Origin of the sequence: Algoriphagus aestuariicola (assembly GCF_017254835.1) — a bacterium.
GTDB lineage: Bacteria > Bacteroidota > Bacteroidia > Cytophagales > Cyclobacteriaceae > Algoriphagus > Algoriphagus aestuariicola.
This window is the reverse complement of record NZ_JAFKCW010000001.1, coordinates 376,179-396,725: the sequence shown is the minus strand read 5'-3', so window position 1 is coordinate 396,725 and position 20,547 is coordinate 376,179. Positions and strand designations below refer to the sequence as shown.

Below are 20,547 nucleotides of genomic sequence, written 5' to 3'. Positions count from 1 at the left end.
TCCCCATTATTTTCAGTCCATGGATTCCAAGTCCCGCGCCCATACTTCTGCCAAGCAAGAGTGGATCTTCCAGCTCATCCTGCATTTGACGGTATTCCACTTTGTGATCATCGACCACGAGCACGGACAAATGGTCTATGAGCTGGACTGGTACCAACTGGCCTTTTTCGCCAACTACGTCTGCGCCAACCTGCTCATTAGCTACGTGCTGCTACCACGCTACCTGTATCGGAAAAGATATTTGGAGTTTGCCGTCTATTGCCTGCTGATCGTGGTGGCTGTGATCCTGATCGAGGAGTTTGTCTTGGAGAAAATCTTCTTTCCTAACACGCGGGGCTCCGATTTCCAGGGAGCGATACTAAGTTTGGGAGAAGTCTTGTCGGTCCTGGGAGCCCTGACTGGGGTAAAATTCGCTTGGGATTCCATACACCGGCAGCGGGAGATTGACGAGCTCAAGCTCATGGTCAAAGACAGCGAGCTTTCTTTTCTCAACTCCCAGATCAATCCGCATTTTCTCTTCAACAACCTCAACAACCTTTACTCCTATGCCGTGGAGCAGTCGCCGAAAACCCCCGAAATCATCCTCGGTCTGAGCGGGGTGCTGCGCTACATGCTCTACGAATGCAGGGAAGCATTTGTCCCCCTGCTCAAGGAAGTCGAGCAGCTCCGCAACTTCATCCAGCTTTACGAGCTGCAAATAGAAGAGCGGGGCGCTGTGGACTTTACCACCAAAAATGTCAGCGACAACTACCAAATCGCCCCGCTGATCCTCAATGTCTTTGTGGAAAATGCCTTCAAGCACAGCCAATCTGGACAGTCCGACGAGATCCGCATCTCCATATCCCTCGCCGTGGACGACACCGGGACGCTGCACTTTAGCTGTGTGAACAACTTCGAGCCCACCGACTTTTCCAACGGGGAAAACCAGGGCATAGGCTTGAAAAACGTGAAAAAGCGACTGGCCCTCCTCTATCCCGAGCGGCATCGCCTCGAAATCGAGCAAAAAGGGAAAGAATACCGCGTTTCGCTCCAGATCAAACTCCAGACGCCGTGACTTGCCTGATCATAGAAGACCAGCCACCCGCCCAGCGCATCCTCCGCAAATACATAGAGGATCTGGGCACGCTTCAGCTTTTGGAGGTCTTTGGCGACCCGCTGAAGGCCATGGCCTTTCTGGAGGAGCATCCCGTGGACTTGCTCTTTTTGGACATCAACCTACCCAAGCTGAGCGGCATAGCCTTTCTCAAAACCCTCCAGAAAAAACCCCAAGTCATCCTCACCACCGCCTATTCCGAATATGCCCTTGAAGGCTATGAGCTTGACGTGGTGGACTACCTGCTCAAGCCCTTTTCCTTTGAGCGCTTTCTGAAGTCCGTGTCCAAAGTCCGCCGGCCCCAAATGGAAAGTCACTCACCTGCTGCACCAGCCCGAAAGGAACATTTTGTCAAAATCGGATATGAGCACATCCGCATCGCCTTTGAGGACATCCTCTACCTAGCGGCGGACGGTGACTATTGCGAGATCTTCCTGGAAGGCAAAAAGCACCTCTCCTCCGAATCCCTGAAAAAGTGGATCGAACTGCTGGAAGGCTGGGATTTTTTCCGCATCCACAAGTCCTACCTGGTCAACATCCACCAGATCGACAAGGTCAGCGGCAACACGATCTTCCTCCACGACGGCACCCAACTTCCCCTCGGCCGGGCTTACAAGGATGATTTTATGGGAAAATACCTGAGGTAAGGGAGAAAGCATCCCCCTAAATCCCTTCTGCGAAAACCTCACTTATAGTATATTAAGGAGCCATGGACACAGCTGAAAAAATCAAAGCTTTTCTCGACAGCCTTTCTGAGCCCAAATGCGCTGAGATGCAAGTTTTGCATACCCACATTCTCCAACTTTTTCCAAAAGCCAAACTGTGGTTTTTGGATGGCAAAGACGAAACAGGCAAAGTGGTTACCAACCCCAGCATAGGCTACGGGCAGTACACGATCCATTACAAGGACGGCTCGACGAAAGAATTCTATCAAATCGGCATCAGCAGCAATAGCACGGGCATTTCGGTCTATGTCATGGGATTGGAAGACAAGAAATACTTGCCGGAGACTTTCGGGAATCGCATCGGCAAGGCAAGCGTCACCGGCTACTGCATCAAATTCAAAACAGTCAAAGACATCAAACTCGACATTCTGGATGAGGCGATGTGCTATGGGATTAAACACACCGACAATGACTAAACACCTGAAAATCCTCCTTCTACTATTTCTATCCTCCTGTGGGCAATCCGACCAGCTCGACCGGAAAATTATCGGAACCTGGACTATGGAGAAGGTCTACGAATACGAAAACGATGTCACGGAAAAGCACAATCCCGCGCAGGACAGATGGATTGAGTTCAAATCCGACGGTTCCTTCGTAAGTGAAGGAAAGCCTTTCGGCAGGAACACCGGCTACTGGACTGCCGACAATGAAGCGTCCATACTATACATCGACAGCGACGTGGATGACGACGACAGCGAGTGGAGCGTCGCCTTCGACAAAAACCAAACTATCTGGACTGGAATCGGGCATCCAAGAAAAGAGAACACCAAGCTGATCCACAAGCGAAAAGAGTAGCGAGGGGCCGAGATAGCTTGCGCCCCGTGTGTGAGCCCGCTGAAGAACTACCGGTTTCACGGAGTAGTTGGTGACTACCGCTCGGATGACAGGACTAGGGTAGGCAAAAGAAAACTCACAGCGAAGTCAGTCCTAGTCCTTGCAAAAATCTCCGAATCACTTAATTTTAGTCAGGAAGTTAGAGTCAATACTTGGTCAACTTTAGAGGCAGACAAAACTGTACAGCGCAATTGGGTAAGGCAGATACCGAGCACGTTGCTTGCTTAAGTTAACCTGCTGAAAAAAAATACTCTATTTAGTTACGAATCAGCTAGATCCTCAATATAAAAACAACTTACACGCCCGTTAACACATTCAGTGAATCAGACATGACATTCCTAGAACTTGCAGAAAGAACACTAAAAGAGGAAAACAAGCCTCTAACTTCAATTGAGATTTGGAATATCGCAACTAAAAAAGGTTACGACAAGCAACTGAATTCACAAGGAAAAACACCTTGGGCAACACTGGGAGCTCAAATTTATGTAAGTGCAAAAGATGACTTAAAGTCCGTTTTTGGGAAAACTGATTCAAGGCCAAAAAAATTCTACCTAAAGTCAATGGCCTCCCAAATCAATCTGGAAGACAATTCTATTCCAGAGGACATCGTACAAACGAAAGAAAAAAAGTTCGACTACCTTGAAAAAGACCTACATAAATACCTTACATATTTTGCCTATTATCATCTCAAATGCTACACAAAAACTATAAAACACAATATATCGAACAAGAAGGAATTTGGGGAATGGGTACACCCTGACATGGTAGGTTGCTATTTCAGAATGGATGATTGGAAGAAAGAAGTTTATGACTTCAGTAGTTCCATTGGCGTACGTGGTACGGTAATGTATTCATTTGAGATAAAACGAGAATTATCCTTTTCAAATTTGAGAGAGAGCTTTTTTCAATGCGTATCAAACTCTTCTTGGGCAAACGAATCGTATTTGGTAGCTGCTAGAATTTCCGAAAACGAAGATTTTTCTGACGAGCTTTCAAGACTATCTACATCATTTGGAATTGGCGTAATCGAACTAAATATTGAAGATCCGGATTCATCGGAAATATTAATTCCTGCGAAGCATAAAAAAGATCTAGACTTTGAAACCATCAATAAGTTAGCAATGAATAGTGATTTCAAAGAGTTTCTAGAAACAGTAAAAATTGACATGACAAGCAAAAAAATTCACAAAAAAGAGTACGACTTTATTGAAAGCTTGGAAAAGCTAAAAATAAAATAACTGATGACAGAAAACCGTCCTCACTGTCTATCCAAATTTATTACCCCCGTGTAGGCGTTGATGACAACTTCCCAAACCACGAAAAAAGCTACCCCGTCTCCAGGGTAGCTTTTTCTATTTGGGTTAGTATTCTATTTAGTGATGGTCCTCAAACCCGCTGAGGTCGGCGTTTTCTTCGAGGCGTTGGAGCTCCTTCTTACCATAGGCGATCTTGGTGATCACCACATAGAGCACGGGCACGAAGAAGATCGCCAGGAAGGTAGCCGAGAGCATCCCCCCGATCACCGTCCAGCCTATGGTCTGTCTCGCGACCGCTCCGGCACCGTTGGACAGCGCCAACGGCACCACGCCGAGGATAAAGGCCAACGAAGTCATGATAATGGGACGTAGTCGGAGCTTCACCGCATCCAGGGTCGCCTTCACCAGCGGCATACCCTTGTCCACCCGCTCCTTGGCAAACTCCACAATCAGGATGGCGTTTTTCGCAGCCAAACCAATCAATGTGATCAAACCGATCTGCGCATAGACATTGTTGTCCAGCTTAGGCAGGAAGGTCAAAGCCAAGATCGCTCCGAATGCACCCAGAGGAAGCGCCAGCAAGACCGAGAACGGCACCGACCAGCTCTCATACAATGCCGCCAACAAGAGGGAAACCAAGATGATGGCCAGTGAGAAGATCAGGATGGTGCTGCTGCCAGCCGCCATCTCTTCGCGGCTCAGACCGGAGAAGTCATAGCCATAGCCATCCGGCAATACCTCGGCAGCCACTTCTTGAAGGGCCGCGATCGCTTGACCGGAACTGTATCCCGGAGCGGCGTTACCGTTGATCTCCGCAGAGCGGAAGAGGTTGTAGTGGGAGATCACCGGCGCGCTCTCCGTGATTTTATAGTTGATCAACGCACTCAGCGGCACGGATTCTCCCTGCCGGTTGAGCACGTAGTACTTTTGCAAATCCTCTATTCCACTGCGGAAGGTGGTATCCGCTTGGGTCACGACGCGGAAGTTACGCCCATACTTGGTGAAGTCATTGACATAGCTCGAACCCATCATGCTGGACATCGTGGCAAAGACATCGGTCATGGACACGCCGAGTTTTTTCACTTTCTCCCGGTCCACCTCGACATGGTAGCCCGGGGTTTTCGCAGTAAAGAAGCTATAGGCCATGGCGATCTCAGGACGGGCGTTGGCTGCCTGGAGGAATTGTCCCAGCACGCCCTCTAATTCCTTCACATTTCCACCGGCCCGCTGCTCCAGCATAAAGCTGAAACCGCCAGTCTGGCCAAGACCCGGAATTGCTGGTGGCGGAACAACTACTATGTTGGCGCCTTTGATGGCGGTAAACTTCTGGTTGAGCGCACCGATGATGCCAAAGAGCTGCAAGGAAGGATCCTTTCGCGTTTCCCAAGGATGCATTTGCACAAAGAAAGTCGCCGAGTTGGGCTTGAAGGAGAAGTTGATCGCGTTAAGTCCGCCGATACCGGTCACGTTGTTGATTCCCTCGGTACTGCGGATCAGCTGGTTCATTTCCGCCATTACTTCGCGCGTTCGGGAGCTGGAGGCACCCTCTGGCAACTCCACGGATACGAATAGACGTCCCTCATCCTCAGTCGGGAGGAAGCCAGTTGGTTTGCTTTGGAACAGCCCAAAAGTGCCTGCAAAGATGCAGACCAAGATCACAAGCACCAGGGGAGCCTTTTTGATCCAAGATCTCACCCCATTGGAATAGGAGCCGGTCACACGCTCAAACCAGTTATTGAATCGGTAAAAGAACTTATTCAAACCTTTTCCCTCTGGAGTTACCTCAGAAGGTCTAAGCAAAATGCTACACAGGGCTGGAGTCAGCGTAAGCGCGACAAAAGCTGAGATCAACACAGATATCGCGATGGTGATCGCAAACTGCTGATACATCCTTCCCACGATACCCGGGATGAAGCCTACCGGAATAAATACCGCGGCGAGGATCAGTGCGATCGCAATTACCGGAGCTGTGATGTCCTTCATCGCCCTTCGCGTCGCTTCTTTCGCAGAAAGCTTAAAGCGGTCAATGTAGTGCTGAGCCGCTTCCACCACCACGATGGCATCATCCACCACGATCCCGATTGCCAGCACAAAGCCAAACATGGTCAGGGTGTTGATGGTAAATCCTAGCGGTACAAAGAAGATAAACGTCCCTATGATAGAGACGGGGATAGCGAGAATGGGAACCAGTGTGGCTCTCCAGCTTTGCAGGAACAGGAACACGACGACAATCACCAAGAGCAGGGCTTCGCCAAATGTCTTGATTACCTCGTTGATGGACACTTCTACCACGGAGACGGACTCGAAAGGCACCACGTAGTCCATGTCAGCCGGGAAGGAAGCCTTCAGCTCGTCCAGCGCCTTGTATACTCCCTCGGCGGTTTCCAAGGCGTTGCTGCCAGGAGCCTGATAGACTAGGAGGATTGCTGCATCCTGACCATTGACCGTGGAGTATCGGCCGTAGTCGAACTGGCCTAGTTCCACGCGCGCGATGTCCTTCAGGTACACGAGTGAGCCGTCCTCGGGATTGGTGCGGACGATGATGTTTTCGAACTCCTCCTGCTCTACCAATCGACCATTGACCGTAATGGGATATTCGAAAGCCTGGGAGGTAAACTGCGGCATGCCGCCAACAGTACCTGCAGCCACTTGGAGATTTTGCTCTTGGATAGCGGCATTCACTTGGGAAGTGGAGATACCGTATTGGGCCATCTTGTCCGGTCTCAGCCATACCCGCATGGAGAAGTCCTGCCCGATGGCGTTAATGTCCCCTACCCCTGCCACTCGCGCCAAGGCATCCTTGATGAAGATGTTGGTATAGTTGGAGAGGAATTTCGGATCATGGGTGCCTTTGGGTGAATAGATACTGATCACCATCATGATGCTCGGGTTTCTTTTCCTCACGGTCAGCCCCAATCGGCGAACCGCTTCAGGTACGACCGGCTCCGCGATACTCACGCGGTTTTGCACATCCAACGTCGCGATGTCAATGTCCGTCCCCACATCAAAGGTCACGTTCATTTGCATCTGTCCGGTACTGGTATTGTTGGAGCTGATATAGGACATGCCCGGAGTACCGTTGACCTGAGTCTCGATGGGTGTAGCTACCGTCTGTTCCACGGTCTGCGCATCCGCCCCGGAATAGATCGCGGACACCGATACGACCGGCGGCGTGATATTGGGATATTGGGTCACGGGCAGGTTGAACGCCGCCAGAGCGCCCACCAGGACGATGACGATGGAGATCACCATCGCCATGACGGGGCGTTTTATGAATATTTCTGATATCATTTCTTGGGATTCTTGGTATGGAAAAAATTTTACTGAACCTGAACTTTTGCTCCCTGGCGTAGCTTCTGAAGTCCATCCACCACGATAGTCTGTCCGGCTTGTAGTCCCTCCCTCACCGCTACTTCGGCACCGAATACTGTGCCCAGCTTGACGGTCTGTTGCGCCACGGAGCTATCCGGCCCGACCACATAGACGAAGTATTCGCCCATCTGCTCGGTCACCGCTTTGTATGGGATGACCAACTGGTCGCCGTGGTCATCGTTGATCACCTGCAAAACTCCCGTCATGCCAGGCACCAGCATCCTGTCGGGGTTGGGAAATTCCACTCGGATGTTGATCGTACCGGTCTGTCTTCCCACCGCCCGGTCCACTGTCGCCAGTTTTCCCGGCTGTGGATAAAGGCTTCCGTCACTGAGCTTGAGGGTAAAAAGAGAATCCGGTGCGTCGGGAGCATTGACCAGCTTGTAGTAGCGGGGAATTTCCTTTTCGTTGATCACAAAGTCCACCTGCACCGGATCCGTCGAGGAAAGCGTGTTGAGCAAAGGCTGTCCAGGAGAGACTTGCGTTCCCAACCTAACCTGGGAAATCCCGATCCTTCCATCAAAGGGGGCGGTAATCTGGGAGTATCCCAAATCCGTCTCGGCGGCCGCCACTTGGGCTTCACTGGCCTGAACTTGCGCTTCAGCCGCCAGTAGCTCCGCTTTGGCGTTGTCTAGGGTCTGCTTGGCAATAGCCTCGTTTTGGTCAAGGCGCTCGTAGCGATCCACATCCTTCTGGATTCTGGCGAGATTGGCTTGGGCTGAAGCCAAAGAAGCCGCCGCTTGGTTTCTTGCCGCCAGATATTTGGTTTGGTCGATTTGGTAGAGCTTCTGGCCGTTTTTCACCTGCTGTCCATCCTGGACAAAAATTTGCGTGATGTAGCCGCTGACCTGGGGACGGAGCTCGATCTCATTGAGGGCGACTACCGTGGCCGGATAGGTATCCAGTCCGGTGACGGATTTGCTGGCTACTTTGTACACGGACACGGCCACCGGAGCAGGAGGAGGCGGTGTCTGGGCGGCATTTCCGCAGCCATAAAGTACCGCGCCTAGCGCTGCAAAGAATAGTATGCTTGGATTAAAATATTTTTTCATCTGGTAGTAATTTATTTTCGATGGACAGCTGAAATCAGAATGAAGATTCTATGGAAGATGGATTGATAAGTCCCATTGCGCGCTGGAGATCCAACTTGCTGGAAAGGACACTATAAAGCGCATTGTAATTATTGATCTGCGCGGTGCGGAGCTCAGACTCAGCCACGACCAGATCGACATAGGCTTTGACCCCTTCGTCATATTGGAGTTTGATGGTGTTGTACACCTCCTCCGCCAGATCTAGGTTATCTTGAAGCGTCTGCCAAGCAAAATAGTTGGCATTGTAATCCGCCAGAGCCGTCTCATACTCGGTATTCAGCTGCTTTTCATAATTGTTTAGGGAGACTAGGGATTTTTCCTGTTTCAGCCTTGCCAGCCTCACCTCGTCTGAGCGCTTGCCTCCTTGGAAAATAGGAATGGATGCGCTCAAGCCCAAGGCTGAAGTGGGAAAGGACTCATCCAATAAGCCGGAGAAATTTTGGTTGAAAAACAGGAAGTTGTAATTATAAAAACCCTTGATCGCCGGTATATAAGCCCATTTGGAGTAGCTGGTCTCCAGCTCTGACAGGGAATACTGGGTCTTGGCCAGCTGATAGTCCACCCGGTTTTCCATGATAAAATCCGGCGCCACGTCCAGCTCCGCCCTTTTTGCCATCTCTCCATACTCGTAGTGGAGAGTCAATTCCTGATCAAGGGGATAGCCACTTACTTGCTTCAAGTAGGAGTATTTGGCGTCAAGGGAAGATACCAGTCTGTTTCGTTGGCTTTGGATGTTGGCCAGGCTGATGCTCGCTCTTTGGAAGTCGGTCTTATCCACCAGACCAGCTTCAAATCGCGCTCTGGCGTCTTTGTACTGCTTCTCTTGGCGGACAATGTTTTCGTCGAAGACCTTGATCTGCTCCAGGCTCAGCAGCAAGTCATAGAAAGCCCTCGCCACCGTGATCACCGCTTCGATTTTCTGGGTCTCCATGGTTTGGCTCAGTTGGTTTCTAGCCAGACTGGAGCCTTTGGAAGCCAAGAAAACGTCCCGGTTGAAAATCGTCTGGTCTACGGTGAAGTTGAGGTTGCCCGAATATGGCTGCCCAAAAGTGATCAGTTGGTCGCCAATGGGCTGGGTCTGTAGCTTCAGGTTATTGCTCCATTGGGTATTGGCGGAGACTTGGGGCAGCCAAGCCGATAGACTGGACTTGATCTGCCTGTCGCCAATCTCGGCATCCAGTTCGGAAATCTTCACCAGAGGGCTGTTGATCAAGGCAAATTTCACCATCTCCTCGACGGTGAATTGGGTACTGTCCTCCGGCTGCTCCTGAGCCTTTAGGGCGGACGCAGAAAGCAGCCAAAAAACACAAAGTAGGAATCGTCTTTGTCTCATTAAAATATAGTTGGTTTGAAAATGTTACGATTGAAATTTGATCCCGTCCCAAACCATTTGGGGAATCAAGTGTAGGTCTTGGGCTGCCGAAGCGGTCTTGGCTTTGAAATAAGTAGTAAAACGAACCAAAGAAATAAGGCTGCCCAGCACCATGATGGAAATGATTTTGGGATTCAAGGCCTTCAGCTGTCCGGATTCTACACCCTCTTTGAAGAATGCTTCCAGCCATTGCCCCAAAGGATCGCATTCCAGCTGGACTGCCTCGGTATTATAGGGACTACTGCTAAACTGGTCCAAAAAACTCTGAAAAGCGGGCTTTTCCCGATAGAGTGAAGTCACATTATTCCACAAATCAAAAAAGCGGGCCTCAAAGTTCTTTTTGGGGTCATCTTTTTCACTGATTTTTTTTGCGACTTCAGTTTTGACATAGGTATAAAGTTCAAGGATCATTTCATCCTTGCTCTCAAAGTAGGTATAGACCGATCCGGCTGCGACAGAGGCCTGCTTGGCTACTTGGCTGATCGGGCAACCGTGGAATCCATTTTCCTTGATAAGCTCTAGCGCGCTCTCGAGAATCTGAACCTTTTTGCTTGGGTTTTGCTCCATGGGAATGAGTGAATGAACGTTCAATCACGTATTGCCGAAGTTGGTTCCCGACGACTCCCATTTTTTCGGATCTTTTTTTCAACGGGATTTTCTTGGTTTGAAAATCAGGCTGCTTGTGCTAGTTTGAGCACCTGAACAATAAACCCATGAAACCTAACCAACTCGCCTTAGCGATTTTTTTCGCGTTTTCTCTCGTCCATCTCGCCGCCGCGCAAGAGAGGATCGTTTTTCAAGGCGGCGAGGAAGGCCACGCTACCTATCGGATTCCTGCCATCATAGACCTGCCAAACGGTGAACTGTTGGCCTTTGCCGAGGGCAGGGTAAATGGAAGCGATGACTTCGGCGACGTAAATCTGGTGATGAAAAGAAGTGCAGATCAGGGCCAAACCTGGTCCTCCCTTCAGACCTTGGTCGATTACGACTCCCTCCAAGCCGGCAATCCGGCTCCTGTCGTAGATCTTTTTGACCCAGAACACCCCAAGGGCCTTGTGTACCTCTTCTACAACACCGGCAACAACCACGAGTACGACATTCGTATGAACAGAGGTGTGCGAGAGGTATGGATGATCAAGTCTTTCGATTTTGGCAAAACCTGGGAAAAGCCGGAAAACATCACCCTTCAAGTACACAAGCCCAACAATCCGGCTTTCAATCCCGAATACAAAAACCCGGCGGACTGGAGGCACTATGCCAATACGCCCGGCCATGCCTTCCAATTCAAAGAGGGAAAATACAAAGGCCGGATCTACGTCGCAGCTAACCACTCTGTAGGAGCTCCCCAGGAAAATTTTGCCGAATACCAAGCCCACGGTTTTTACACCGACGACCATGGGAAAAGCTTCCGCATTTCCGAGTCAGTTGACATTCCCGGCTCAAATGAATCCATCGCCGCTGAGCTCAGCGACAACAGGATGATCATGAGCATTCGAAACCAAAAAGGCGATATCCGACAGCGAATCCTAGCCTACTCCTCGGATGGTGGACAGACCTGGGACGAGGCCTATTTCGACGAAAGTCTGCCTGACCCAGTCTGCCAGGGCTCCATCCTCGACCTCGGAACAAGCGACGGGCAAACCATCCTCGCACACTCCAACAACGCAAATGAAACCGAACGAAACCAACTTACTGTCAAAGTCAGCTTTGACGGGGGTAAAAACTGGGAACTCACGCTGCCGATAGACTACACAGGAGACAGCGCCAAGCTTCCTTGGACCGCATACTCCGACCTGGTCAAGCTAGACACCGGCACACTGGGCATCCTTTACGAAAGAAACAACTATCAGGAAATCGTCTTCAAGCCTGTGGTTTGGAACAGAGAATAATCTCGTCAACGAAGGATAGTCCTATTTGCTTAACCGGAGGTTTTGTTGCAAAAGTCTTTTCTGCTTACATTTTAGGAAACCTAAAGCAACCGAACCTGTTATGAACCAAGAAAGATATTGGCTCGCCCTCAGCTGGGTGGCTGTAGTCTTTGGCACCAGCCTAATTTTTTCCTGCCAAAAGCCAGCAGAAAAAGCCGCCGAAGCGGAACTCAGCTCTTCTACCCTGCTCAAAGATTATGTTCACGCAGCCGACTCCACCTACCGCTATGAGATCGTCCACAGCGTACCGGGAGAAGAATTTGACTATGTCGTGCTGAAAATGTACTCCCAGCATTGGCTCACGCCCGATATCGTGGATAAGACCGAATGGTGGCACTGGGTCTCCGCGGTCGTCCCAAAAAACACGCCTCATCAGACCGGCATGCTCTGGATCTCCGGTGGCAGCACGAATTCGAAAATGCCCGAGGAACCGGATCCGCTAATCTTGGCGGCCGCCACGCAGACCAATTCCATCGTAGCCAAGATCCACAACGTGCCCTTCCAGCCCATCACTTTCGCCAACGACACCTTTGGTGAGCGCTATGAAGATGAGATCATTTCCTATGGCTGGAGGAAATTTCTGGAAGGAGGAGCCAAAGACAAGGACGCGATCTGGCTGGCTCGGCTTCCTATGACCAAAGCCGCTAAACTCGCCATGGATGCCGTAAGCGATATGGCAAAAACGAAATACAGCAAGATCCTTGATAGCTACGTGGTCGGCGGAGCCTCCAAAAGAGGCTGGACCACTTGGACCACCGCAGCGGTGGATGATCGGGTTGTTGGCATCGTCCCGGTCGTGATTGACTTGCTCAATCTGGTGCCGTCTTTTGAGCACCATTGGCAAAACTATGGATTTTGGGCGCCGGCCGTAGGAGACTATGTGCGGGAGGAAGTGATGGAATGGGTCGGCACTCCTGAGTTTGACCGGATGATGGAGATCACGGAGCCCTATTCCTTCCGCAAGGACTACGAAATGCCCAAGCTGCTGATCAATGCAGCTGGCGACGAGTTTTTCCAACCTGACAGCTGGAATTTCTACTGGGATAGCCTGCCGGGGGAAAAGCACCTGATGTATGTACCCAATTTTGGCCACGATATAGGGGATTCCGATGCCCTGCCCAATATGATTGCTTTCTACGGCTCCATCCTCAACAAAACCACTCGGCCAAACTACGAATGGAAAATCGAGGGAGACAAAATCCTCGTGAAGACCGACCCCAGCAACCGGCCAGCTTCCGTCAAGCTATGGTCAGCACTCAATCCCCTCTCTCGCGATTTTCGCATTGATGTGTTTGGGCCAAACTGGGTAGCGGAGGAAATCCGGCTGCCGGAGAGCGGTGAGCTGGAAGTCCTGCTGAAAACACCGGATGAAGGCTTCCGGGGCTATTTCGTCGAGCTGACTTATGCGGGAGAAAGCCCCTTGAAAGTCACCACCGGGGTGGAAGTCTTGCCCAGGACATATCCTTTTGAGCCTTTTGTGTCAAAAAAAGCAAGCACTCCTGCGGTGCATTAATAAAATCCCAGCGGTCTAGCCGAAACCTAAATAACCTAAAACCCTGTTTCCCACCTATGAAACCCAACCCAAAAAACCCTTCTAGCGAGGTACTCGCTGCCATGTCCTATCTACGGGCCCTTGCAAATGACACGCCTTTTGTCTTCGAAAAAACGGTACATAATCTAGGCTTGTCTACCTTGTTGTCCAAATGAGCTTGGGTTAAATCCTGCAAGTACGTTTCCAACACCTCTACCGCAGGTATCCCAATCACCTACAGGTGAGCACAGTATGGACACCCCTGTATTCGAAGGCATCTTTATGTCTAAACCGATAAAATCTCCGATCAACCATGAACCTATTCGTTCTGATTCTTAGCTTATTTCAACTCGTTCATTCACTAAAAAACCCTGTCAAACCTACAATTCTAGCCTCCGGCTTTGTCTATGAATCCGCGCCTTTTCCACAGTGCCATGCCTCCACCTTGTTGGAGACTCCGTCGGGGATCATGGCAGCCTGGTTTGGGGGGACCCACGAAAGACATCCCGACGTCAGCATCTACACCTCCAAGCTCAGCGAGGGTGCTTGGTCCACTCCTCAAATGGTAGCGGATGGGGTGGAAAACGAGAACTTTCGAAATCCGACTTGGAATCCGGTCTTACATCGAATGGAGGACGGAAAGATCGTCCTTTTTTACAAAGAAGGGCCAAACCCCAGAGAATGGTGGGGGCTCTACAAAATCTCAGAGGACGAGGGAAAAACATGGTCTGAAGAAATCCAAACGCCACCGGGCTTTCTTGGCCCGGTCAAAAACAAATCCATCGTCCTACCCGACGGTAGACTCCTGCACCCAAGTAGTTTTGAGATCAACCGAATCTGGACCAGCCATGTTGAAATCACCGATCCGCAACTGAAAACATGGAGAAAATCAGAAATTGACGGCAACGGTTTTGGTGCCATCCAGCCCACGACCCTCCGTCACCCAAACGGAAGACTCCAGCTGCTTTTTCGTACCCAGCAGGGGGAAATTGCGACTTCTTCGTCTTCAGACAACGGAAACACCTGGAGCAAAATGGCATCCACAGGATTGGCACACAACAATTCGGGCATCGATGCAGTCACATTGAAAAATGGCTATCACCTGCTGGTTTGCAATCCCATAAAAAAAGGGAGGAACAAGATTAGTCTCTTTGGCTCTCCAGATGGTATTACCTGGGAAGAACTCTTGGTCTTGGAAGACGAAAGCGAGGGCGAATTCAGCTATCCGGCCATCATCGAGGCAAAGGATGGTACGGTTCACATCAGCTATACCTACAACCGGGTCAAGGTGAAATACATCCATCTTAAAGTCTAATCTTACTTGCTCCAACCTATGAACCCAATCGACATATTTCAGGGAATCTTCCCTCCCATGATTACTCCGCTCAATCCCGATTTTTCCCTGGATGTGGCACATACCGAAAAACTCATCGAATACCTGATCGATGGAGGGGTTCACGGCATATTCATCATCGGTACCACAGGCGAGTCAGCAAGTATCAGCATGGATGTCAAAAACGATCTCATCCGCCTGACCTGCAAAAAGGTGGCTGGGAGGGTTCCTGTTCTCGTTGGGATCACCGAAAGCTCCTTCGTGCAAAGCTTGGATCTGGCGGCGGTGGCCCTGGAATCAGGGGCTAGCGCACTGGTGGCCGCTACGCCCTTCTACATCAACATCGATCAGGATGAGGTGGTCAACTACTATCAAAAGCTGGCGGATGCGGTAAAATTGCCACTCTTCCTCTACGATATGCCCTCCCACACCAAGGTAAAGATCGAAATCGAATCGGCGGTGAAGCTGTCCGAGCATCCCAATATCATCGGTTTGAAAGACAGCACGGGAAACAAGGACAACTTCAAGGCGCTTTGCGATGCCTTCAAAAACCAGCCGGACTTCAGGCTATTCATAGGCCCGGAGGAGATCCTCGCCGAAAGCCTGGAAATGGGGGGACACGGGGGCGTATGCGGAGGAGGCAATCTTTTCCCAAAACTCTATGTGAGCTTATTTGAAGCATTTCAAAAACAAGAAGACGAAAAGGTCCAAAACCTCCAGGAGACCATCCTTTTCCTGAGCGAAAACATCTACCAAAATGGCACCTACAAGTCCAGCTATCTCAAAGGCTTGAAAGCATCCCTATCTTTTGAAGACCTGTGCGATGGCACACTGGCCCTACCGCTTTACTCCTATTCCGAGGAAGAGCAGTATGCCCTGCGGGATCGTTTTAGCGCGGTCAAAGACCGTGTGGAGCAAGCGCTATTGGCCGCCATCTAGAAAAACACCAATCAAACTAAGCAAAGAACGGAGGTCAAGTTTACTTTTGGCCATCTTTGCACCTTTGCTTTTTCTTCTTTTAATTCAATCCAACCCACCGAAACTTAACCCCATGCCTGTTTTAGACCTTGCGATTTTCCTGCTTTACATGGTTGCTATCATAGGTTTTGGGGTTTCTTTTTCTTTCAGAAAAAGATCCTCATCGGATTATACCACCGGTGGCGGCCGACTTCCAGCTTGGGCGATCGGAATGTCGATCTTCGCGACCTTCGTGAGCAGCATCAGCTTCCTTGCCTATCCAGGCAACGCCTACAGCACCAACTGGAATGGCTTTGTGTTCAGTTTGTCGATCCCACTGGCAGGTTGGGTAGCAGTAAAGTATTTTGTACCGCTCTATCGGAAACTGAAAAGCGAATCGGCCTACTATTATCTCGAGCAGCGCTTCGGCCCTTGGGCCCGGATCTACGCTTCTATATGTTACCTGCTCACGCAACTTGCCCGAATGGGCGCTATCCTTTACCTCCTCGCTTTGCCTATGAATTCTCTTTTGGGCATGAGCATCCCCTCAATCATCGTGATCACCGGCATCAGCGTGGTCGTGTACTCGATGTGGGGAGGTATTGAGGCCGTGATCTGGACAGATGCCGTTCAGGGTATTATCCTCATAGGTGGTGCCTTGGCTTGTATCTTGGTGATCTTCTTTGAGATCCCGGGAGGCCCATCGGAGGTTTTCCGGCTAGCCAATGAAGCGGACAAATTCAGTTTGGGGAGCTATGAGATGGATTTCACCACCTCTACCTTTTGGATGATCTTGGTCTACGGCCTGTTCATCAACCTACAGAATTTCGGGATAGACCAGAGCTATGTGCAGCGATATCTCACGGCGAAAACGGAGCAGGAAGCCAAGAAATCCACCTGGCTCGGAAGCTTGCTTTTTGTGCCAGTGTCGCTCTTGTTCTTTTTCATCGGCTCCGCTTTGTTTGCCTTCTACCAAGCTCAGCCCGAACTCTTACCTGCCGGCACCGCAGGTGACAAGGTATTTCCCTATTTCATCGTCAACCAGCTTCCAGTGGGTTTTACGGGATTGTTGATCGCATCCATCTTCGCAGCGGGAATGAGTACCATCTCCACCAGCATCAATAGCTCGGCTACGGTGATTCTTTCCGATCACTTCCGCAAATACATCGACCAAGATCCCTCTGATAAAACCTCCCTGCTCGTGCTACGCCTCAGCGCCATGGGCATGGGGCTACTGGCCATTTTGGTCGGCCTGGCGTTCAATGGAGTCACCAGCGCACTGGATGCATGGTGGGCGCTTTCCTCAATCTTTAGCGGGGGAATCCTCGGCCTTTTCCTTTTGGGCTTGCTTTCGAAAGCAAAAAATCCCCAGGCTGTGCTGGCCGTCGTCTTGGGCGTGCTGGTGATCGGCTGGATGAGCCTTACTAAAATCCTGATCGAAAATGGGCTTCCTGAGACGCTCGCAAATCCCCTTCATACCAACATGGCGATCGTGATGGGTACTCTTACTATTTTTCTCGTGGGATTTGTATTGGCATGGCTAGGAAAAAAAGGCTCCTAGAACACCAAAGGAAGCGAAAAGTTGAAGTGCTCAAGTCCCTCTTTGCGACAATAATCTAGCAATTGACAGCATCCCTGCTAGTTGAACTCACGATCTCCCGAGTTGGAAGAGCCAACCTATCAATCTATCTTCTTGAAAGTCAAGACTGGATCATCGTTTTCCGATTCATAGAATCTCCCGATTTCTAGTCTGGAGCCCCTTTGCTCGAAAAAGTATTCATTAAACCTCGAGTCGCTCGAAATCGAGTAGTGAAGAGAAATGCTTTTCACCTTCAATTCAAATCGGTAAAGCCCCGCACCAATTTTAGGCAGATCGTATCCGTTTCTAAGCTCACGTCCCCTACCCAACCGCAATAGAGCACTTCCATCCTCCAGCCGGATAAACTCAAGTGTATCCGTTTTGGTCTCCTGATCCACCCATTTGCCCTCCAATTCGCTGAGCGTTGGGCTTCCATCCAAGTCAGTGCAGCTCGATACTGCAATTAGAAAAATCAATAGAATGGCCTGCTTCATAAGCGTAAAATTTAGGCAAAAAAACGTAAAATGGTTTAAGAGTCGAGAAAAAACTCAGTAATCCCTACTTTAGCCCACGGTGATCACTTTGCTAAGCGTGTAGCCATCTTGTACGTTACCAGTGACTGAGTCGGCCATATTCCCAGCGAGACTGTTCCTGAACACTCCATCTCTTTCATTTGGGGTATCTTCTTTGCCTTGGTATCCCCGACTGGCATAGACTGCCGCCGTGCTTTCTTCCGGAAAGGCTATCTGGGTGCTGAGAAGGATTTCGTCATTTTTCAAAACATCAACATGGAGATGCGGGGCACGTCCAGGGTACCATCCCGGAAAGATGCTGATAAACGAAACTTGGCCATTTTCATCAGTGGTCTGTCTCCCTCGGAGAAATGATACCTTTGTATAGTCTTTTTCCTGAAGCCGGACACCGCCGTATTCCGAATAATGCCCTTCGGCATCACAATGCCAGATATCCACCTGTGCGCCGGATAGTGGCGTACAAGTGTCGCCTTGGGCTTGCACTTGCAGATTGATCAATAAAGCGACGCCCTGCCGGTCAGAGACGATATTCGCCCGCAAGAGTTCCGCGGGAGACTTGATCGGAAACGGCCCCCGGGTTTCGCGTGGCGAAACTTCGCAGGCTATGGATTCATCGCCGTTATTGACGGAGGACCCTGTCCCAGCCAACACCGGCAGCGCGACAATGGAGCCAAAGCTCGCCAAGGTCTTTTTTAGGAAATCACGTTTGTTCATGATGTTTTAGAGTTTGGCATTCTAAAATTTACTGAAAATCAAGCAGCTATCCGATTCAATCCCCATATATTCAGAACGCCTGTGCCATTGCATCCCAAAATCCGAAAAGGAATCTTTCAGTCCATCCTGATTTTGTATTTTTAGATTTTTCCTGCCTCACGAGGCTCTAAAACTACCCATTCATGATTTTTCCCAAAGAAGTCCGAGCCGTACTATTTGACATGGATGGCACCTTGACAGACAGTATTCCATTTCACCAGGAAGCTTGGTTGCGGTTCTTGGGAAACCACGGCATCCATCTCCGTCCGGAAGACTTTCATGCCCAAAACCACGGCACCATACATGAAATGATCGCAAAATTTTTCCCGCATGAAAAGTCCCTGCAAAAAAGAGCGGAACTGGGTGAGGAAAAGGAAACCATCTATCGAACGATCTGTCGATCCCAGTTGAGGGAAGTGCCAGGCCTAACTGCTTTTCTGAAAGCATTGCAAAGCCGTAAAATATCCATCCACCTGGCTACAATGGGGGATCAAAACAACATAGATTTTACCTTGGACGGGCTTGGCATCCGCGACTTCTTCCAAACCATCACCGGGGGGCATGAGGTATTCAAAGGAAAGCCGAACCCCGAGATTTTCTTTAAGTGTTTGGAAAAAACAGGTTTGAAAAAAGAGGAATGTCTTGTTTTTGAAGATTCGGGTGGAGGCATCCGCTCGGCTTTGGCGGCGGGACTCACGGTAATCGGTATCGCCACATCCCATACCCGAAAGGAACTGATCGAAATGGGCTGCACGGCTGCGTTTTCCGATTTCACTGAAATAATCCCTATGTTAAAATAGAAAAAGGGAGCGCTTGCCCCCTTTAGTTTATTCTCATTATTCTATCAGCGAAAAGACCATCTGTCGGAATTTCCAGCCAGTTTCGTCTCCGTTGCCGGCACCGGAAGTCTGCTTGAAGATCAGGCCGATCACTTTGGTCTGCGGGTCTGCAAAATATTGGGTATTGAAATAGCCTCCCCAGTCGAATGTGCCCTTGCTGCCCAAGCCACCCATAGCAACGCCTTTTTCATCCACCAGTCCGAAGGCCAAGCCATAGTCCTTTCCACCATCTCCCAGTAGGTCTCCGACCTGATTGCTCATGATGGTGCTGATGGTGGTTGGGCTGAGGATTCTCTTGCCGTCATACACGCCGCCGTTGAGGTACATCTGAAGGAATTTTGCATAGTCTTCTGTAGTACTCGATAGGCCTGCTCCTCCAGAGAAGAAAGCCTTTGCTCCGGTTTTCGGATAAGCCGGATCGTAAAAAGTCACGGGATAGGAAGCCCACTTGCCATCTTTTCTGGTATGCACGGTCACCAATCTCGGCGCTTGGGCTTCGCTCAGATAGAACCTGGTATCGTTCATGCCCAAGGGATCAAAAATCCTTTCTTTCAAAAAGACGTCAAAGGGTTTTCCGCTCACTACCTCCACAAGGTAGCCCAATACATCCAGTCCCTCGCTATACGTGTATTTAGTCCCCGGCTCGTGATGGAGCGGGAGCTTGGCCAGACGCTTCACGCTTTCTCCAATGGTCACCTTTTCGGTAGTAAAAAGATCAACCACGCCTGCCTTGTGGTAGATCATCCTCATCCGCTCGTCTCCGTCTATCACCCCATAGCCCAAGCCGGAAGTATGGGTCAGGAGATGACGTATGGTAATCTCCTTGCTGCTGGGCTTGGTGGCATAGGTCGTGTCCGCGTAGCGGAAATTGGCCAAAACCTGGGGGTTTTTAAACTCTGGGATATACTTGGAAATGGGTTCATCCAGCCTGATTTTTCCCTCTTCCCAAAGGATCATGACCGCCGTGGAGGTAATAGCCTTAGTCTGGGAAGCTATGCGAAAGATGGAATTTTTCTCCATTGCCTTGCCAGACTCCACATCCGCCAACCCCTTCGCAGAGTGGTAGACGATCTTTCCGTCCTTCACTACCATGGCGACCATACCGGGCACCTGGTCTTTTTGCATGGCTTCCTCAAGCATAGCATCCAGTCTAGCGACCCGCTCTTGGGAAATACCCGGAACTGGATTTTTGCCTGGGTCTGATAGGGTCTGTGAAAAGGAAAGCTGGCTGGCTACTGCAAGAAGGGCCAATCCAGACAAAACTCGTTTCTTCATGTCATTTTAGGTTTAAAAGCCCTTAAACTAGAAAAAAGCGAGCATAAAAAAAGCCGGATCACTCCGGCTTTCCCAT

The 20,547-nt window shown here is 50.1% G+C and carries 19 protein-coding genes; 12 read left to right on the top strand and 7 right to left on the bottom strand.

The window, feature by feature from the left end; translation table 11 throughout:
- Positions 1-19 precede the first annotated feature (19 nt).
- The 5 genes from J0A67_RS01685 (at position 20) to J0A67_RS01665 (ending at position 3,890) form a co-directional block, all read left to right on the top strand.
- Entirely contained in the window at positions 20-1,054 is a 1,035-nt protein-coding gene (locus J0A67_RS01685) for a sensor histidine kinase (RefSeq protein ID WP_206567539.1), read from the top strand.
- A complete protein-coding gene (locus J0A67_RS01680; protein ID WP_206567538.1) occupies positions 1,051-1,740 on the top strand; it encodes a LytR/AlgR family response regulator transcription factor in 690 nt (229 codons plus the stop codon). The genes J0A67_RS01685 and J0A67_RS01680 overlap by 4 nt, the downstream gene beginning before the upstream one ends.
- 62 nt (positions 1,741-1,802) lie before the next feature.
- On the top strand, positions 1,803-2,234 hold the full coding sequence (locus J0A67_RS01675) for a DUF1801 domain-containing protein (protein WP_206567537.1): 432 nt from the start codon (positions 1,803-1,805) through the stop codon (positions 2,232-2,234).
- Positions 2,227-2,613 (top strand): hypothetical protein, encoded by a 387-nt coding sequence (locus J0A67_RS01670; protein WP_206567536.1) that lies wholly within the window; start codon positions 2,227-2,229, stop codon positions 2,611-2,613. The genes J0A67_RS01675 and J0A67_RS01670 overlap by 8 nt, the downstream gene beginning before the upstream one ends.
- A 368-nt stretch (positions 2,614-2,981) precedes the next feature.
- Complete coding sequence (locus J0A67_RS01665; protein ID WP_206567535.1) at positions 2,982-3,890, top strand: COG2958 family protein; 909 nt, start codon at positions 2,982-2,984, stop codon at positions 3,888-3,890.
- A 135-nt stretch (positions 3,891-4,025) separates the two neighbouring features.
- On the opposite strand, the gene J0A67_RS01660 is transcribed toward J0A67_RS01665, so the two are convergent.
- Genes J0A67_RS01660 through J0A67_RS01645 form a run of 4 tightly spaced genes read right to left on the bottom strand, consistent with a single transcriptional unit; the run spans position 4,026 to position 10,334 of the window.
- Positions 4,026-7,199, bottom strand: coding sequence for an efflux RND transporter permease subunit (locus tag J0A67_RS01660; protein WP_206567534.1), 3,174 nt, complete (start codon positions 7,197-7,199; stop codon positions 4,026-4,028).
- 29 nt (positions 7,200-7,228) lie between these two features.
- The gene (locus J0A67_RS01655) at positions 7,229-8,332 is read right to left on the bottom strand and encodes an efflux RND transporter periplasmic adaptor subunit (protein WP_206567533.1); all 1,104 of its coding nucleotides are present in this window, start codon (positions 8,330-8,332) and stop codon (positions 7,229-7,231) included.
- Between the two features lie 34 nt (positions 8,333-8,366).
- The gene (locus tag J0A67_RS01650; protein ID WP_206567532.1) at positions 8,367-9,704 is read right to left on the bottom strand and encodes a TolC family protein; all 1,338 of its coding nucleotides are present in this window, start codon (positions 9,702-9,704) and stop codon (positions 8,367-8,369) included.
- Between the two features lie 24 nt (positions 9,705-9,728).
- Positions 9,729-10,334 carry a TetR/AcrR family transcriptional regulator gene (locus tag J0A67_RS01645; RefSeq protein WP_206567531.1) on the bottom strand — a complete coding sequence of 202 codons (606 nt, stop codon included), beginning with the start codon at positions 10,332-10,334 and terminating at the stop codon, positions 9,729-9,731.
- A 122-nt stretch (positions 10,335-10,456) separates the two neighbouring features.
- Here J0A67_RS01645 and J0A67_RS01640 point away from each other — a divergent pair, with 122 nt between their 5' ends.
- From J0A67_RS01640 to J0A67_RS01615, 6 genes are all read left to right on the top strand, one after another.
- Positions 10,457-11,632 (top strand): sialidase family protein, encoded by a 1,176-nt coding sequence (locus J0A67_RS01640; protein ID WP_206567530.1) that lies wholly within the window; start codon positions 10,457-10,459, stop codon positions 11,630-11,632.
- Between the two features lie 100 nt (positions 11,633-11,732).
- Positions 11,733-13,184, top strand: coding sequence for a PhoPQ-activated pathogenicity-related family protein (locus J0A67_RS01635; RefSeq protein WP_206567529.1), 1,452 nt, complete (start codon positions 11,733-11,735; stop codon positions 13,182-13,184).
- A gap of 56 nt (positions 13,185-13,240) precedes the next feature.
- On the top strand, positions 13,241-13,378 hold the full coding sequence (locus J0A67_RS01630) for a hypothetical protein (RefSeq protein ID WP_206567528.1): 138 nt from the start codon (positions 13,241-13,243) through the stop codon (positions 13,376-13,378).
- Between the two features lie 137 nt (positions 13,379-13,515).
- A complete protein-coding gene (locus tag J0A67_RS01625; protein ID WP_206567527.1) occupies positions 13,516-14,517 on the top strand; it encodes a sialidase family protein in 1,002 nt (333 codons plus the stop codon).
- A gap of 18 nt (positions 14,518-14,535) precedes the next feature.
- On the top strand, positions 14,536-15,474 hold the full coding sequence (locus tag J0A67_RS01620) for a dihydrodipicolinate synthase family protein (RefSeq protein ID WP_206567526.1): 939 nt from the start codon (positions 14,536-14,538) through the stop codon (positions 15,472-15,474).
- A gap of 112 nt (positions 15,475-15,586) precedes the next feature.
- Positions 15,587-17,053, top strand: coding sequence for a sodium:solute symporter family protein (locus J0A67_RS01615; RefSeq protein WP_206567525.1), 1,467 nt, complete (start codon positions 15,587-15,589; stop codon positions 17,051-17,053).
- A gap of 119 nt (positions 17,054-17,172) precedes the next feature.
- Here the strand turns inward: J0A67_RS01615 and J0A67_RS01610 are convergent, their stop codons facing one another.
- Together J0A67_RS01610 and J0A67_RS01605 are read right to left on the bottom strand one after the other, a co-directional pair.
- Positions 17,173-17,565, bottom strand: coding sequence for a hypothetical protein (locus J0A67_RS01610; RefSeq protein WP_206567524.1), 393 nt, complete (start codon positions 17,563-17,565; stop codon positions 17,173-17,175).
- Between the two features lie 69 nt (positions 17,566-17,634).
- Positions 17,635-18,318: a dioxygenase family protein gene (locus tag J0A67_RS01605; RefSeq protein ID WP_206567523.1), complete on the bottom strand. Its 684-nt coding sequence runs from the start codon at positions 18,316-18,318 to the stop codon at positions 17,635-17,637.
- Positions 18,319-18,500: 182 nt separating this feature from the next.
- On the opposite strand from J0A67_RS01605, the gene J0A67_RS01600 reads away from it, so the two are divergent.
- Positions 18,501-19,157, top strand: a complete 657-nt coding sequence (locus J0A67_RS01600; RefSeq protein ID WP_206567522.1) for an HAD family hydrolase — start codon at positions 18,501-18,503, stop codon at positions 19,155-19,157.
- 36 nt (positions 19,158-19,193) lie between these two features.
- Here J0A67_RS01600 and J0A67_RS01595 read toward each other — a convergent pair whose 3' ends face one another.
- Positions 19,194-20,471: a serine hydrolase domain-containing protein gene (locus J0A67_RS01595; protein ID WP_206567521.1), complete on the bottom strand. Its 1,278-nt coding sequence runs from the start codon at positions 20,469-20,471 to the stop codon at positions 19,194-19,196.
- Positions 20,472-20,547 lie beyond the last annotated feature (76 nt).

Excerpts from the sequence above, each read along its gene's own strand:
- J0A67_RS01640 (WP_206567530.1), top strand. The coding sequence starts at position 10,457 with ATGAAACCTAACCAACTCGCCTTAGCGATTTTTTTCGCGTTTTCTCTC.
- J0A67_RS01665 (WP_206567535.1), top strand. The coding sequence starts at position 2,982 with ATGACATTCCTAGAACTTGCAGAAAGAACACTAAAAGAGGAAAACAAG.
- J0A67_RS01625 (WP_206567527.1), top strand. The coding sequence starts at position 13,516 with ATGAACCTATTCGTTCTGATTCTTAGCTTATTTCAACTCGTTCATTCA.
- J0A67_RS01670 (WP_206567536.1), top strand. The coding sequence starts at position 2,227 with ATGACTAAACACCTGAAAATCCTCCTTCTACTATTTCTATCCTCCTGT.
- J0A67_RS01685 (WP_206567539.1), top strand. The coding sequence starts at position 20 with ATGGATTCCAAGTCCCGCGCCCATACTTCTGCCAAGCAAGAGTGGATC.
- J0A67_RS01620 (WP_206567526.1), top strand. The coding sequence starts at position 14,536 with ATGAACCCAATCGACATATTTCAGGGAATCTTCCCTCCCATGATTACT.
- J0A67_RS01630 (WP_206567528.1), top strand. The coding sequence starts at position 13,241 with ATGAAACCCAACCCAAAAAACCCTTCTAGCGAGGTACTCGCTGCCATG.
- J0A67_RS01650 (WP_206567532.1), bottom strand. The coding sequence starts at position 9,704 with ATGAGACAAAGACGATTCCTACTTTGTGTTTTTTGGCTGCTTTCTGCG.
- J0A67_RS01655 (WP_206567533.1), bottom strand. The coding sequence starts at position 8,332 with ATGAAAAAATATTTTAATCCAAGCATACTATTCTTTGCAGCGCTAGGC.
- J0A67_RS01605 (WP_206567523.1), bottom strand. The coding sequence starts at position 18,318 with ATGAACAAACGTGATTTCCTAAAAAAGACCTTGGCGAGCTTTGGCTCC.
- J0A67_RS01595 (WP_206567521.1), bottom strand. The coding sequence starts at position 20,471 with ATGAAGAAACGAGTTTTGTCTGGATTGGCCCTTCTTGCAGTAGCCAGC.
- J0A67_RS01610 (WP_206567524.1), bottom strand. The coding sequence starts at position 17,565 with ATGAAGCAGGCCATTCTATTGATTTTTCTAATTGCAGTATCGAGCTGC.
- J0A67_RS01615 (WP_206567525.1), top strand. The coding sequence starts at position 15,587 with ATGCCTGTTTTAGACCTTGCGATTTTCCTGCTTTACATGGTTGCTATC.
- J0A67_RS01675 (WP_206567537.1), top strand. The coding sequence starts at position 1,803 with ATGGACACAGCTGAAAAAATCAAAGCTTTTCTCGACAGCCTTTCTGAG.
- J0A67_RS01660 (WP_206567534.1), bottom strand. The coding sequence starts at position 7,199 with ATGATATCAGAAATATTCATAAAACGCCCCGTCATGGCGATGGTGATC.
- J0A67_RS01600 (WP_206567522.1), top strand. The coding sequence starts at position 18,501 with ATGATTTTTCCCAAAGAAGTCCGAGCCGTACTATTTGACATGGATGGC.
- J0A67_RS01635 (WP_206567529.1), top strand. The coding sequence starts at position 11,733 with ATGAACCAAGAAAGATATTGGCTCGCCCTCAGCTGGGTGGCTGTAGTC.